This window comes from Paraburkholderia sp. UCT70, from assembly GCF_050434085.1.
Taxonomy (GTDB): Bacteria; Pseudomonadota; Gammaproteobacteria; order Burkholderiales; family Burkholderiaceae; genus Paraburkholderia; species Paraburkholderia tuberum.
Genome location: NZ_JBNPVZ010000004.1, coordinates 3943170 through 3957394, shown reverse-complemented (window position 1 = coordinate 3957394; position 14225 = coordinate 3943170). Strand labels below are relative to the sequence as shown.

Annotated in this window: 10 protein-coding genes; 5 read left to right on the top strand and 5 right to left on the bottom strand. The window is 62.9% G+C overall.

The features are described 5' to 3' along the window. Nucleotides 1-20: 20 nt before the first annotated feature. Complete coding sequence (locus OKW41_RS43950; protein ID WP_429576296.1) at nucleotides 21-980, bottom strand: NAD-dependent epimerase/dehydratase family protein; 960 nt, start codon at nucleotides 978-980, stop codon at nucleotides 21-23. A 635-nt stretch (nucleotides 981-1615) separates the two neighbouring features. Here OKW41_RS43950 and OKW41_RS43945 point away from each other — a divergent pair. From OKW41_RS43945 to OKW41_RS43930, 4 genes are read left to right on the top strand one after another with little or no spacing between them, the layout of a single operon-like run. Further along, entirely contained in the window at nucleotides 1616-2587 is a 972-nt protein-coding gene (locus OKW41_RS43945) for a glycosyltransferase (RefSeq protein WP_429576295.1), read from the top strand. Further along, a complete protein-coding gene (locus tag OKW41_RS43940) occupies nucleotides 2584-4791 on the top strand; it encodes a glycosyltransferase family 2 protein (protein ID WP_429576294.1) in 2208 nt (735 codons plus the stop codon). Before OKW41_RS43945 ends, OKW41_RS43940 begins: the two co-directional genes overlap by 4 nt. Next, on the top strand, nucleotides 4784-8020 hold the full coding sequence (locus tag OKW41_RS43935) for a glycosyltransferase family 4 protein (protein ID WP_429576293.1): 3237 nt from the start codon (nucleotides 4784-4786) through the stop codon (nucleotides 8018-8020). The genes OKW41_RS43940 and OKW41_RS43935 overlap by 8 nt, the downstream gene beginning before the upstream one ends. Beyond that, nucleotides 8017-9135: a glycosyltransferase gene (locus OKW41_RS43930; RefSeq protein WP_429576292.1), complete on the top strand. Its 1119-nt coding sequence runs from the start codon at nucleotides 8017-8019 to the stop codon at nucleotides 9133-9135. Before OKW41_RS43935 ends, OKW41_RS43930 begins: the two co-directional genes overlap by 4 nt. Before the next feature lie 65 nt (nucleotides 9136-9200). Here the strand turns inward: OKW41_RS43930 and OKW41_RS43925 are convergent, their stop codons facing one another. The 4 genes from OKW41_RS43925 to OKW41_RS43910 are packed head-to-tail and all read right to left on the bottom strand — an operon-like array spanning nucleotide 9201 to nucleotide 12748. Continuing rightward, nucleotides 9201-10106 carry a hypothetical protein gene (locus tag OKW41_RS43925; protein WP_429576291.1) on the bottom strand — a complete coding sequence of 302 codons (906 nt, stop codon included), beginning with the start codon at nucleotides 10104-10106 and terminating at the stop codon, nucleotides 9201-9203. Then, nucleotides 10103-10693, bottom strand: coding sequence for a histidine phosphatase family protein (locus OKW41_RS43920; RefSeq protein ID WP_429576290.1), 591 nt, complete (start codon nucleotides 10691-10693; stop codon nucleotides 10103-10105). Before OKW41_RS43920 ends, OKW41_RS43925 begins: the two co-directional genes overlap by 4 nt. A gap of 14 nt (nucleotides 10694-10707) precedes the next feature. Next, nucleotides 10708-11709 carry a glycosyltransferase gene (locus OKW41_RS43915; RefSeq protein ID WP_429576289.1) on the bottom strand — a complete coding sequence of 334 codons (1002 nt, stop codon included), beginning with the start codon at nucleotides 11707-11709 and terminating at the stop codon, nucleotides 10708-10710. 49 nt (nucleotides 11710-11758) lie between these two features. Then, the gene (locus tag OKW41_RS43910; RefSeq protein ID WP_429576288.1) at nucleotides 11759-12748 is read right to left on the bottom strand and encodes a glycosyl transferase family 1; all 990 of its coding nucleotides are present in this window, start codon (nucleotides 12746-12748) and stop codon (nucleotides 11759-11761) included. A gap of 510 nt (nucleotides 12749-13258) precedes the next feature. On the opposite strand from OKW41_RS43910, the gene OKW41_RS43905 reads away from it, so the two are divergent. After that, complete coding sequence (locus OKW41_RS43905; RefSeq protein WP_429576287.1) at nucleotides 13259-14215, top strand: class I SAM-dependent methyltransferase; 957 nt, start codon at nucleotides 13259-13261, stop codon at nucleotides 14213-14215. Nucleotides 14216-14225 lie beyond the last annotated feature (10 nt).

Genomic DNA, 14225 nt, shown 5'->3' with positions numbered 1-14225 from the left:
AAGGCGGGTTCAACATGTGGTCAATGCGTTGAGCGATACCACGCCGCGGTTTCGAGCAGCCCATGCTCGACCGTATGCGGCGCAGACCAGTTCAGACATTCGCGGATATGCGAACTGTCGACGCGCAGCTCGCCGATCAATCGATCGATCTGCGCCGAGCGGCCGGTCAGGCGACCCGCGAGACGCAGCAGGCTGGCCGGCACCGGCACGAGCCGGGCGGGCACGTGAAGCTGCGTGGCCAGCAGACGCGCGAGTTCCGGCACGCTGAGGTCGCGGCCGTCGGTCACATGGAAGGTTTCGCCGGCCGCGCGCGGATCGGTCGCGCAATGCACGAGCGCGTCCGCGAGGTTATCGACGAACACGAGGCTGCGCAGCGCGCTGAGCGCGCCGAGCGGCAACGGAATGCCTCTCGCGACCGCGTTCATCAGCTGCAGGAAGTTCGCGCGCACGCCCGGCCCGTAGACCAGCGGCGGCCGCACCACGACGACTTCGAGACCCGTCGAGCGGCCGTAGTCGAACAGCGCGCGCTCGGCTTCCAGTTTCGAGATGCCATACGCATCGGACGGCGCGGGCTGATCCGTTTCGGCGATCGGCCGGCCGCTGCTCGCCTCGCCCATCGCCTTGATGCTGCTGACGAACACGAAGCGCCTCGCGCCCGCGCGCCGCGCCGCGGCCGCGACGCGCAAGCTGCCCTCGACATTGGTCGCGCGATAGGCGGCGAGCGGCTCGGTCAGGGTCTCGCGCATCACGTGCACGCGCGACGCCAGATGGATCACCGCATCGCAAGTGAGCGCGACCGGCCAGCGCTGGTCGATGCCCGCAAAGTCTTCGGTATCGAGCAGCCATTCGCGCACGCCCTCGGCGGCCGTCTGCGGCCGGCGCACCGCGCCAGTCACGCTATCGCCCCGCCGCAGCAACGCGCGGGACACCACCTGGCCGACGAAGCCGTTGGCGCCGGTGACGAAGATCTGCAGACTCATCGCAATGCTCCGTCATGCACTTCGCGGCGCACGATTACGCCCACGCCATGCCGCGCGACCCACGCAAACAGACGATCGCCGTCAGGACTCGACGCGGCGGCAAACGGCGGGAAAGGCGGATCAGACACGATACAATCTGGCATCGGCGGTGCTTTCTCAGGAAGTCTGGCTGGGAACGTATTGTATTCGGGCGACACCCGTCGCGGCCTGCGAGTCGTCAGGGATGGCATCGCGCCACCTGGGCGCTAGAATGTCTGCGCTCCCGCGACCACGCCGGCAGCCCCAACACGCGGCACGAGCCTCGGGCCGTGATAATAAAACGGACCTGCGCCTGCTGGCGCGTCGTTCGTACACTTCGTAACAACTCAAACATATTCGCGCATGTGGAATTCGTGGTATCGATCCGACGTGCTCGACAACAGCACACGCCGGCCTGCTCGCTGGTTGTGCGATCAGGCCCCGGCCCGCGCACCGGCAAGTCCGCGCCTGAAGGCCGCGCACGCGCGCGGCGAGCATCCACGTGAATGCCCCGAAACCTGCCGGTCTCGCCGCCATGTTCGCGCGTTACGCGCAGCGGCGTGCCGCGACGTGCTGGTCTGAAGAAAAGAACTGTTTGAGCGACTAGAGTCCAACCTATGAAAGTGCTGTTCGCCACCTACCCGATGGCTTTCCATACCCCCGGCGGCGGAGAAATCCAATTGCTTGCGTATCACAAGCATCTGCCCGCGCATGGCGTCGACGTTACGCTGTTCGATCCGTGGAAGCCGCGTTTTCTAGAACACGACGTGGTGCATTTCTTCTCGTGCGTCGGTGGCTCGGTGCACTTCTGCAACTTCGTCAAGCAACTCGGCTTGCCGCTCGTCGTGTCGTCGAGTCTGTGGGTGACGGAGGAAACCAGGCATCTCTATCCGATCGGCGAGATCCGCCATCAGTTTTCTCTCGCGGACCGCGTGGTCGCGAACTCCGAGATCGAATGCGACACGCTCGCTCGCATCTTCGATCTGCCGCGCGAGAAGTTCGCGAGCGTGTTGAACGGCGTCGACCAGAGTTTTTACGAGCCGGTCGCGGCGGCGCCGTTCCGCCGTGAATCCGGCATCGAGGGTCGCTTCATCCTGAACGTCGGCAACATCGAGCCGCGCAAGAACCAGCTCGCGCTGATCCGGGCGATGAAGTCGTTCCCCGATCTGAAGCTCGTGCTGATCGGCCATCAGCGCGATCCCGAGTATGCGAAGGCATGCTTCGACGAGGGTGGCGCTCAGGTCGTCTACGCCGGCACGCTGCCCCACGATTCGCCGCTGCTGCGCTCCGCCTACGCGGCCTGCGAAGCGTTCGTGCTGCCGAGCACGCTCGAAACGCCGGGGCTCGCCGCGCTCGAAGCGCATGCCGCCGGCGCCCGCATCGCGGTGACAAAAGTTGGCTCTACCCAAGAATATTTCGCGCAGCACGTTGCCTACCTGGATCCGTTCGACGTCGACAGCATCACCGGATCGATTCGCGCGGCGCTCGCGCAACCGCGCGGCGCTGCCGCTGCCCCGACGCGCGATCTGACCTGGCAGGCCGTCCTGTCGCCCTTGAAGGACCTCTACGATTCCCTGCTGACGAAATGACAAAACCCGTGACGAACCTCGTGAAGAACCTCATGAAGAACTTCGAACTTCGTCCCTTGAATAACGTCGAGGCGTCCTCGAATTCCGGGTTCGCCTGGAACGCGACGAACGGCGATCCGCAGTTCGAGCTGACGGGATGGGAAGAGCTGTCGGGTCGCGCCGCGCGTATTTCGTTCGAGCTCGCGAAAGAAGACATGCCGGCCTCGCCGTGCATGATCTATTTCGATGCGGGCGCGGGCATGTCGGAGCACGCGACGATCGGCCTCGTGGTCGACGCTGACGGCAAGGTGGATCAGGTCGTCGCGTTTCCGCCGCTCGTCGGTCCGTTGCGCCTCGATCCGATCGCGCGCGCGGGACTGTTTTCGATCACCGGCTTCAACGTCGAACTGGTGGCCGACGCCGACTGCCCGACGGAACTGCTCGAACGCGCGCGCCGGATGGCGTCGTGGGGCGGCGGCGCTCAGCCCGCGCCGGCGCCAACCGTGGGTCATACGTATCAGGAATGGATCGAGCGGCACGAGCCGCCCGCGTCGCATTACCCGGAACTGCGCGCGCGCTCGAAGGCGTGGGCGCTGCAACCGCTGATCAGCATCGTGATGCCGACCTACAACACGCCGGCCAGGTGGCTGCGCATGGCGATCGATTCGGTCGTCGACCAGGTCTACGAGAATTGGGAATTCTGCATCGCCGACGACTGCTCGACGAACCCCGAGGTCAAGCAGGTGCTCGACAGCTACGCCGCCAAAGATCCGCGCATCAAGGTCGCGTACCGCACGACGAACGGCCACATCAGCAGCTCCAGCAACACGGCGCTCGAGCTTGCCGTCGGCGAATTCGTCGGCCTGCTCGACCACGACGACGAATTGCATCCGCTCGCGCTCTACTGCGTCGCCGAGCTGATCAACGCGCATCCGGACGCGACGGTGATCTACAGCGACGAAGACAAGATCTCGATCGACGGGGTCCGCTCGGACCCGTACTTCAAATGCGACTTCAACTACGATCTGTTCCTGAGCCAGAACATGATCTCGCATTTCGGCGTCTACAAGACTTCGGTCATGAAGGAGGTCGGCGGCTTCAGAACCGGCTTCGAAGGCTCGCAGGACTACGACCTCGCGCTGCGCGTGATCGATCGCGCGGGTCATCACACGGTGTATCACGTGCCGCGCGCGCTGTACCATTGGCGCATGATCCCCGAGAGCACGGCGGCCGGCCATGAAGCCAAGCCGTACGCGCATATCGCGGCGATGCGCGCGCTCGACGAACACCTCGCGCGCAACGGCATCAACGCCCACACCGAGCACGCGCCGGGCACGGACGCCTTCAACAAGGTCGTGTACGACTTGCCCGAGGTGCTGCCGTCGGTGGAGATCATCATTCCGACGCGCGATTCCGCCGGACTCGTCGAGCAATGCGTGGAATCGGTGCGGCAGAAATCGAGCTACCCGAACTTCCGCATCACGATCATCGACAACGGCTCGCTCAAGCAGGAAACGCACGACCTGTTCGCGCGCCTGCAAGAGGACGAGCGCATCAAGGTCGTGCGCGACGATTCGCCGTTCAACTACTCCGCGCTGAACAACCGCGTCGCGCTCGCGAGCACGGCGGACTTCGTCTGTCTGATGAACAACGACATCGAAGTGATCAACGCCGACTGGCTCGAGGAAATGGTGTCGGTCGCGCTGCAGGCGAATGTCGGCGCGGTCGGCGCAAAGCTGCTGTATCCGGACGACACGATCCAGCATGGCGGCGTGGTGCTCGGCGTCGGCGGTATCGCGAGCCATGCGCACAAGCATTTCCCAAATTCGCACCCCGGCTACTTCGCGCGCGCACGCCTGCGCAACGTGATGTGCGCGGTGACCGCCGCGTGCCTGCTGATTCGCCAGTCGATCTACAAGGAAGTCGGCGGCCTCGACGAACAGTTACACGTCGCTTACAACGACATCGATTTTTGCCTGCGTGTGCGGCAAGCGGGCTACCGCAATGTGTGGACGCCCTACGCGGAGCTTTATCATCACGAATCGGCAACCCGCGGCGCCGAAGACACACCGGAAAAAATCAGCCGCTTCAACCAGGAATCTGAGTTGGTCAGACAGCGCTGGGGGCATCTGTTGATGAACGATCCCTGCTATTCACCCAATCTGACACTGACCGCCGACGATTTTTCCTTTGCTTGGCCTTCAAGGATTGCAAATCTTGATTAATCTGGGACCCCAAAAAAACAAGACCGGATGGCTGGCGGAGTACCGCCATCCATCGCCGGGGGAACTGTTCTGCCTGCCGAGCGCGATCTACTTTCTGATGAAGTTCAGAGCCGATCTCGCGCGCTTCAATTCCAAAGTGCTGGATGACCGCGTCACGCTGTATTTCTGGTGGGAAATGTCGGCGCGCGAAACGTATCCGGACTTCAACTGGGTGCTGCGACAGGAAGACCTCGAATATTTGCGTCAGCTCGACAACGACACGCTGATCGAGCGGCATCCGGACGCCGTCACGTACTGGCTCGGCTCGACCAAACCGAGCGTGCTCGATGCGAAGCATCTGAGCGAGACGCTGCACGAGCCCGTCACCGTGCTCGAAGAAGCCGGCCTGCAATTGCCGAAGCTGACCACGACGATCGTGCGCAATCGCGGCGATCTGTCCCAGGCATTCAACCTGAACACGCTGACCGGCTATCTGAACTGCCTCGACTGGTGGGAGCAGTACGGTCAGGTCACCTGCCCGCGCGTGACGTGGCGTCCGCCGATCGCGTGGCCCGGGCTGCTGGAACCGATCGACGCGCCCGACTCCAGCGCGATGCCGTTTCCGCGCTTCCTCGCGCTGATCACGACCGAGCGGCCCGATCTGCGCAGCGCGTTCAATCTGAACAGCTTCACCTCGCGGCTCAACGCGCTCAGCTGGTGGGAAGACCACGGCCAGCGCGAGTATCCGCGCATCAAGTGGTCGCAGCCGCCGATCGGCGGCTTCATGCTCGAGCCCGAAGCGCTTCCCGCGGACGGTGGCCCTTATGTGCCGCGCTTCCTGTGCGAGATCTACAAGGACCGGCCGGACCTGCAGGCGACCTTCACGCTGCAGTCCTTCCGCGGGCGGCTCAGCTGTCTGTCGTGGTGGATCGAACACGGCCAGCATCAGTACCACGCGATCAAATGGGTGCCGCCCACGCCCTCCGCCGTGATGTTCGAGCCCGAATTTGGCTCGCACGCCGACTGGCTACCGGTGCCGCGCTTCCTGCGGCTGCTGCACGGCGAGCGCCGGGACCTGCAGGAGCTCTGCTCGCTCGACAGCTTCACCGGGCGCCTGAAGTGCCTGTCGTGGTGGATCGAGCACGGGCAGCATCAGTATCCGGCGATTCACTGGGGCATCCCGCCGTTGCCCGACACCCTGTTCAAGATGGAAGCCGGCGAGCAAGGCGCGCTGCCGCTGCTGCCGCGCTTTCTGCCACTGATCTGGAACGAGCGGCCCGACCTGCAGGCGTCGTTCAACCTGAGCAGCTTCCGCGAGCGGCTCGCGTTCATTTCGTGGTGGGAAAAGCACGGGCACAGCGAGTACTACGCGATCGAATGGTCGCCGACGCACCTCGCCGAAGAACGCGAGGGCGAATGGGTGCCGCCCACCACACCTGCGCTGATGTTCGAGCCCGAATGGGGCACGCACGCCGACTGGCTGCCGGTGCCGCGCTTCCTGCGGCTGTTGCATGACGAGCGCCAGGATCTGCAGGAGCTCTGCTCGCTCGACACCTTCACCGGGCGTCTGAAGTGCCTGTCGTGGTGGATCGAACACGGGCAGCACCAGTATCCGGCGCTTCACTGGGTCATCCCGCCGTTGCCCGACAGCCTGTTCGGCGCGCAAGCCGGCGAGCAAGGCGAGCTGCCGCTGCTGCCGCGCTTTCTGCTGCTGATCTGGAACGAGCGGCCCGACCTGCAGGCATCGTTCAACCTGAACAGCTTCAGCGAACGGCTCGGCTTCATCTCGTGGTGGGACAAGCACGGGCACGACGAGTACTACGCGATCAAATGGACGCCGACTCATCTGGCCGAAGAGCTCGCGAGAATCGACGACGAGCAGCCGGCGGACGACACCTTGCTGCCGCGCTTCCTGACGATGATCGCGAATGACCGCCCGGATCTGCGCGAAGTGTACGACCTGAACACCGCGGATGGCCGCGACCAGCTCGTGCGCTGGTGGAACGAATGGGCGTCGACCGAATATCCGCTGGTCGGCTCGCTGAAGGTGCGCTGGACCGACAGCGCCGACGACGAAGCCGATGACGACGCGTACGAGCCCGCGCGCTATCACGCGCGCGTCGAAGGCATCGGCTACGACTTCGGCGTCAACATCATCGGCTTCCCGCAAGGCGTGCTGGGCCTCGGCGAAGACGCGCGCATGGCCGCCCGCGTACTGCAACTGTCGTCGACGCCAGTCACGCTGCTCAATGCGCCGATGGCGGGACCCGCGCGCCTCGAACACTCGGTCGATCTTCTGATCAGCGACGAGCTCAAGTACAACATCAGCCTGATCTGCCTGCCGGCGCCCGAAATGGTGCGGCTCGCGCTGGAAGGCGGCCGCAGCCTGATCGACGCGCCCACGCACAAGATCGGCGCATGGCCATGGGAACTGCCCCACTGGCCGAACGCGTTCGGCAACGTGCATCAGATGGTCGACGAAATCTGGGCGCAGAGCCGCTTCGTGCAGAGCGTCTACAGCCGGCTCGGCAACACGCCGGTCTACCAGATGCCGATGGCGGTCGAGGTCCCCGCGCCGCTCGAGCCGAAGCGCGAGCGCTTTGGCCTGCCGGCCAACGAGTTCCTGTTCTACCTGATGTTCGACGGCAACTCGTGGCTGAGCCGCAAGAATCCGCTCGCCGGCGTGCAGGCGTTCAAGCAGGCGTTCGGCGACAGCTCGCCGGGCGTCGGGCTCGTCATCAAGGCGATGAACGTGCGCGACGACGACCCGGTGTGGCGCGCCGTGCTCGACCTCGCCGCAGGCGATAGCCGCATTCACATCGTGTCCGAGCGCCTGAGCCGCCAGGACTCGACCGACTTCATGGCCTGCTGCGACGCCTATATTTCGCTGCACCGTAGCGAAGGCTTCGGCCGCGTGATCGCGGAGGCGATGGCGTTGGGGCAGCCGGTCGTGGTCACGAACTTCTCGGGCAACGTCGACTTTTGCGAACCCGACACCGCGTTCCTCGTGGATGGCGAACTCGTGCCGCTGCGCCCCGGCGACTACCTGTTCGCCGAAGGTCAGTACTGGTGCGATCCGGAGGTATCGATCGCGGCGGAACAGCTCAAACGCATGATCGACGATGCGCCACTCCGTGAGCGCATTGCACTGGCGGGGAAGGCGCGCATCGAGCGCGACTACTCAGTTGAGGCAGTCGCACGCGCGTATGCGCGACGGTTGAACGACATTGCGGAGGCGAAGACGATATGACGCTGCGGGTATGTGCTCCGGACATTTTCTCGGGCGATGCGGTGGGTAACCACTGCATCGGTTTCGTACGCATGGCTGAACGTCTCGGCATGAGGGCCGAGCTGTATGCAAGCGGTTTCGAGGAGGGAACGAATGGAGTGCGCCCGCTTGACGCATTATTCGAAGAGGTCACTCGCGACGATGCGGTTCTGCTGAGTTACTCGATCTACGATCCGTACCTCGAGAGGATACTCGCGCTCGATTGCAGGAAGATCTGCTACATCCACGGCGTGACGGACCCGCAGTTGCTGCGCGCGCTCGAACCACGCACCGCACAGTTGTGCGAGAAGGCACTCGCGCAACTGCCGCTGCTCGCGCACTTCGACACCGTCGTCGCGAATTCGCGCAGCACGGCGGCGAGCCTCGCCGGCATCGTCGCGGCGGACGCCATCAAGGTCGTGCCACCGATCTTTCCCGACATGTACGTGTTCCGGCGCGAAGGACCGCGCAAGGGCCGCAAGCGCCCTGAGCCGAACCTGCTGATGGTGGGCCGGGTGGTGCCGCATAAACGCATCGAGGACGGCATCGAGATTCTGTCGCTGCTGAAGCGGCGTGATTTCGGCGCGACGCTGAGCATCGTCGGCAGCACGCCGAACTACGATTACCTGAAATTTCTGATCAATCACGCGCGTCGTCTCGGCGTGCTCGAGCAGGTCGACTTCAAGGGCATGCTCGACGACGCCGATCTGTTCGAGTGCTACGAATCCACCCACGCGTTGCTCGCGATGAGCCGCCACGAGGGCTTCTGCGTGCCGGTGCTCGAAGCGATGCATTACGGCAAGCCCGTATTCGTGCGTGGCGGCACGGCCGCTCAGGAGATTTGTCCGCCCGACTGCGTGTTCGACGCCCATGCCGAACTCGCCGCCTGGATACCCGTGATCACGCAGCGCCTCGGCCAGACCCACGGCCGCAGTCCGATCGACACGGCCTTCGTCAAACACGCCGACGGTGTGCTGCAACGTGCCAGCGACGAGGTATGGCGCAACATCTTCATCGGCGCCGGGGTCGGCATGGCGGCCGCGTCAACGCATGCGCGCGCGGGTACGGCGGCCGTTTCGCTGAAAAGAGATAGATAGTCAGCGCCGCCGCTCACCAACGCATCCCGGCGCACATCGGCGCGATCCAACCCAATCGCGCCGCCTCACTCGTTCGCTGGCGGCTTGCCGGTCCTGTCGAAGTCGATCGGTTGCCCCGTATGCGGATGCGGCGTGAACGAGAAATGCGCGCGTACGTACTTCTGCGATAGCGTGCACAGCAAGTCCATCAATGCAATCTGCTCGGGCGGAAAGACCGGCGCGCGATCCGCCGCGTCGATCGGTTTTTGCATGTAGCGCACGATGTCTTTTTCGAAATCGCTGACGCAATAGTCCAGCACCTGATCGCCTTCGATCGGATAGGCCGCCACCTTCAGTTCGGGATGCAGCGACAGATACGTGCTGAACAGACGCTCGGCAACGAATGGCAGGAACGGTGCGTCGTCCGAGTGGATCGTGGGCTCCAGCACCCCGCGCGCGGCCTCGGTGCCGCTCTGCGTTTCGAGAAACGTGGCAATCGGCTCAAGCACCTTGCCGACGTAGCTTTCCCAGAACGACTGCGAACCGACCCAGAAATTGCAATAGCACAGCGTGTGCGGCGACTGACGGGGCGCCTCACGCAGATTCCACGCGATGCCGCAGGCGTCGAGCAGTTGCTGGCTGCGTTCGACGAGTCCCGGATGCGCATGCTCGCCCTGCATCCACGCGGTGTACGAGAAATACGCGAGTTGCGGAAACGGATTGATCATCCAGACGTCGGCGTCGGCATTGGCCTGCACGAACTCCAGAAACCGGCTGCCGTCTATGCGCGCCTTCAGCGCGAACTTCGGCGAAAAAAGACCGGTGATCTGCTGCTGCCGATGCATGCCCTTGCGGTACATGTCGACGAGAATATAAAATTCGCGCCACGCGGCGTGCGCGTTATCGCGCAGTTCGAGCGGATGAAAAGCCTGTTCGGACAGGACCTGTCCCGGCGCGTAAAGCGGCTCGAAGATCTTGATCGATGCACTCATGACAGCCCTGCAATCTGCAGATAATAGTTTCCGGTATGCACGTTGCGCCGGAACAGCGTGAGCGATGCATTCGGCACCAGCACGTTGGGAAAGCGGGACAACGGCACGTTCAGCAGGTATTGCGAGATCACCGAGATCGGTCCCGCGTGACACACGGCGGCGATCAGGCCAGGCTGCTCAGCGTGCCGCAGCACCTCCTCCTCGAGCCAGTTCACCGAACGCGCGGCCAGTTCGAGATGCGACTCGCCGCCCTCGTAACGGTCCGACAGATGTTTGCCCCAGTCGGGAAACGCCAGACGAAAATCTTCGGCCTTCCACGTCGCGAACCGCCCCGCATTGGTTTCGCCGAGACGCGCGTCGACGGTCCAGTCGCTGTTGTCCTTGAACAGCACTTCAGTGGTCTGCAACGCGCGCCGCCACGGGCTCGAAAAAACGCGGTCGGGCGCGAAACCGTGACTTTCCATCAGCGTGCGTAGCTTCGCGGCCTGCTGCAGGCCATGCTCGGTCAACTCGTCCTGCTCGGTCGAGTTCAACAGGCCAGCCGCATTGGCGTGCGATTGGCCGTGGCGAATCAGAAGAAGATCCATAGGTGTTAGCTGCTTTAAGGCTTGGGGTCGGGCAAGGCCTTCAGGAACATCGACGAAATGCGTCGCACGCTGAAACGGTCGAACACGTCGGCGTAGGCATTGCGGCGGATCGACTGGCGAAGCTGCGGGTCGCCCAGCATGTCCTCCAGCGCTCGTGCCCAGCTCTCGGCCGTGTTCGACGCAATGTATCCCGTCTCACGATGTTTGACGTTCTCGCGGTAGGTCGGGCAATCCGAATAGATGCTCGGGATGCCGAGGCTGCCGTAGTCCGCGTATTTGATCGGCGACTTGCACGAGTTGAAAAACAGCGTCTCCGGATCCTCTTCGGCGCCGAGCGGCACGATCGCGAACGTGTAGCCTTCGTCGCGAATGGCCTTCTTGTATTCGAGGTTACCGCGGCTGCCGCGATGCGTCATGCGGGCAATCGTGTTGAGCTCCGGAAACGGATCGCCCCAGAAGTCGATCGACACGTTTTCGTGGCGCGCGAGAAAACTGCGCAAGGTGCCGAAAAACTCCTTGCGAAAGCTCACGAGCTTGATACCGTCGAGATTGGAGAAGATGATCTTCGGCGGCTGGGTTTCAGTCCACAGTTCCGGCGACAGGTCGAACGCCTGATCGTCGAAACCGTTCGGGATGATCAGCACGTCGTCCGAGCGCCGCACTTTGCGCATGCGCTCCTGCAACAGCGAGTTCGACGCCGTGGCCGCGCTCGCTTCGCGAATCATCGCGAGCACGTTGTAGAGCACGTCCTCGTTCATTTCGAGCACGCTCCACGACGGCAGATCGAGCAGCCAGTCGTCGAGATCGTAAATCGTATGAAGACCGAGTTCGTTGGCCATTCGCATGATCTTCAGCGACAGATTCGACACGTGCTTGTTGAACAGCACGACGTCGAAGCGATGCAGATGGCTGACGCCAACGTCCGCCTCCGAGATCTGCTCCCACTCGATCAACTGATGGCGCTGCATGTACGAAAGCAAAGGCGCGAAGCGCGCGCCGATGGTGCGCGAATTCATTCGCCCATCGGTCATGGAGCGCCGCTGAACGACGAGCAGTCGGGGAATCTTAGTAATTTGTGAGGCCGGCATCGATCAGGTGTCTGATTAGGTCTGCTGCTACCGTGCTCGACGAGTGCCGTGCATAGACGCGTTCGTAGTTACTTTCAATCTTTTCGTCCCTGTCCGGGTCGGTCAGGGCAGCATGAATGGCGGGAACGATGTCCGGCGCGCGGGTGGAAGCCGTGTACCAGACATTGTCGTCGAAGTGCTCGCGCTGCCAATCCCCATCAACCATGACGAGGGGCTTCTTCACGAACGCGCCTTCGAGGCACGAGCGTCCGGGCGGATCGAGGCTCGGCTCCGCCACTACCATCGCGCTGGCGAGCGCGGAGCGCAACAGTGCGCTGCAGGGCTGGATGAACGGCAGGAAATGAATGCCGCGACGCGCTTCGCGAACGCACTGCCGGTAATACTCCTCGTCCCTGAAACCGCCGACCATCAGGCCGTTCATGTCGAGCTGGTTCAGTGCGCGGATCAGTTCGAGCTGATTCTTGATCGGCTCGATCAAGCCGAGGCACAGCACGTAGTCCGAGACATCGCAGACCGTGGGGAGCAAATCCTTGTCGGCCGGCAGCAGGAACCGGTCGGATATGCCGGAGCCCACCACCACGCACTTACCTGGATCGACCGTGATGTACCTGTTGAAGTTCGCGAGTTCGGTGGAGGACTTGAACAGTAGCCGCTCGGCACCCTGCACGAACGCCTCGATGCGGCTGATTTCCGCCGGCTCGGGCGCGCTCAACCACCAGACGTTCGGCCACAGGAACAGCTTCTTGCCCTGATTCACCGTTTCGCGAACGATCGCTTCGCCGTCCGCATGGACGGAGAAGTGCATCACCGCGTCGTAAAAGCGTAGCGGCCGGCTGCGAATGCCGTAAATGTCGGCTTGTACGTCCGAATCGTTGAGAAGTTCGGCGACCTGCACGAGTTCCGACTCACCACCACCGCTCGTCATGAACGCGGTACTGTGAGTGGTCAGGAGAATTTTAAAATGCATATTGCGGGCTCCGTCCCGAATCGTCCCGTATCGTGGGCGCTGCTGCCGTCCGCCGGACGGTGCGGAATTCATGCGTTCGCGCGACCTGCGAAACAGGCGCGGACTATTATCGGCAGGGGCTCGATTTTACGCCAAATCGTAACGCAGACGATCGCCCACGAGCGACGCGCAGAGCACCCTGCTGCGTGCTTTCGTCGGCTTACGTGGCTTACGAAACGATGACCGCCCCGCCCTTTTCTGCCGCGCAATCGCGAGCCACGCGCGATATCCGGCGGAAAACGGACGGCACGTGTCGCTTGGCCTCGCGGCTGTGCCGATTGCTACGACGAATAATTTGTAAGTAACGGTAAATGCGGGCTCATGTCGGAACATCAGGAAATGTTGGGCGTGCAGAATACTGGGGGTACGATAGACTGGCTGGCCGGGAGGGCCGGCTCGCCGTCGGCATATCGGTATGAATTCGCTGTTCCGTCATGGCTTTTCGCAAATTCTTTCAAGCGGAGAAACAAGATGTCGGCGTCGCCCGAGCTTCTCGATTCACTTGCCGCGCAGCATCCCGAGATTGCAGAACTGATCGCTGAACGGGACAAGTATCGCATCGCGCTTCAGGTCAACATTCCGCATTTTTCGAATCTCGGCGACGTGCCTCCTGGCCACTACTATTCGCCGATCCCGTCGATCCCCGACATCAAACAGGACGAAGCACGGCTGTTCGGCAACGTCTCGCGCACGCTGCCCGGCATCGAGTTCAACGAAGAGGCGCAGGTGCGGCTCGTCGGCGAGTTCGCCGACAGGTACTACGGCGAAATGCCGTTCGAGCCGCACAAGAAAGACGGCCTGCGCTTCTACTTCGAGAACGTGATGTTCTCGTATGGCGACGCGACGTCGCTGTACTGCATGATTCGCCACCTGCGGCCGCGCCGCATCGTCGAGATCGGCTCGGGTTTCTCGTCCGCCGTTTCGCTCGATACCAACGACCTGTTCTTCGACGGCCAGATCCAGTGCACCTTCGTCGAACCGAACAATGAACGCTTGCTGTCGTTGCTGACCGAGAAAGACAAGGTCACCGCGAAGATCGTCAAGTCGCTCGCGCAGGACGTCGATCTGTCCGTATTCGCGGAGCTCGAAGCGAACGACATACTGTTCGTCGACTCGTCGCACGTGAGCAAGATCGGCAGCGACGTGAACCGCATCGTCTTCGAGATACTGCCGATCCTCGCGCCCGGCGTGCACATACACTTTCACGACGTGTTCCTGCCGCTCGAATACCCGCCGCAGTGGATCTACGAAGGCCGCGCGTGGAACGAAGCCTATCTGCTGCGCGCCTTCCTCCAGTACAACAGCGCGTTCGAAGTTGTCCTGATGAATACGTTCATGGGACACTTCCATGCGGACCTGATGAACGCGCGGATGCCGCTCTTCATGCGCAATCCCGGCGCGAGCTTCTGGATTCGAAAGACACGTTAGGCGCCGCGGC

What these genes read in the sequence shown, in the direction of transcription:
- OKW41_RS43915 (WP_429576289.1), bottom strand. Translation starts at nt 11,709, where the DNA reads ATGAATTCGCGCACCATCGGCGCGCGCTTCGCGCCTTTGCTTTCGTAC.
- OKW41_RS43920 (WP_429576290.1), bottom strand. Translation starts at nt 10,693, where the DNA reads ATGGATCTTCTTCTGATTCGCCACGGCCAATCGCACGCCAATGCGGCT.
- OKW41_RS43950 (WP_429576296.1), bottom strand. Translation starts at nt 980, where the DNA reads ATGAGTCTGCAGATCTTCGTCACCGGCGCCAACGGCTTCGTCGGCCAG.
- OKW41_RS43940 (WP_429576294.1), top strand. Translation starts at nt 2,584, where the DNA reads ATGACAAAACCCGTGACGAACCTCGTGAAGAACCTCATGAAGAACTTC.
- OKW41_RS43910 (WP_429576288.1), bottom strand. Translation starts at nt 12,748, where the DNA reads ATGCATTTTAAAATTCTCCTGACCACTCACAGTACCGCGTTCATGACG.
- OKW41_RS43945 (WP_429576295.1), top strand. Translation starts at nt 1,616, where the DNA reads ATGAAAGTGCTGTTCGCCACCTACCCGATGGCTTTCCATACCCCCGGC.
- OKW41_RS43930 (WP_429576292.1), top strand. Translation starts at nt 8,017, where the DNA reads ATGACGCTGCGGGTATGTGCTCCGGACATTTTCTCGGGCGATGCGGTG.
- OKW41_RS43905 (WP_429576287.1), top strand. Translation starts at nt 13,259, where the DNA reads ATGTCGGCGTCGCCCGAGCTTCTCGATTCACTTGCCGCGCAGCATCCC.
- OKW41_RS43925 (WP_429576291.1), bottom strand. Translation starts at nt 10,106, where the DNA reads ATGAGTGCATCGATCAAGATCTTCGAGCCGCTTTACGCGCCGGGACAG.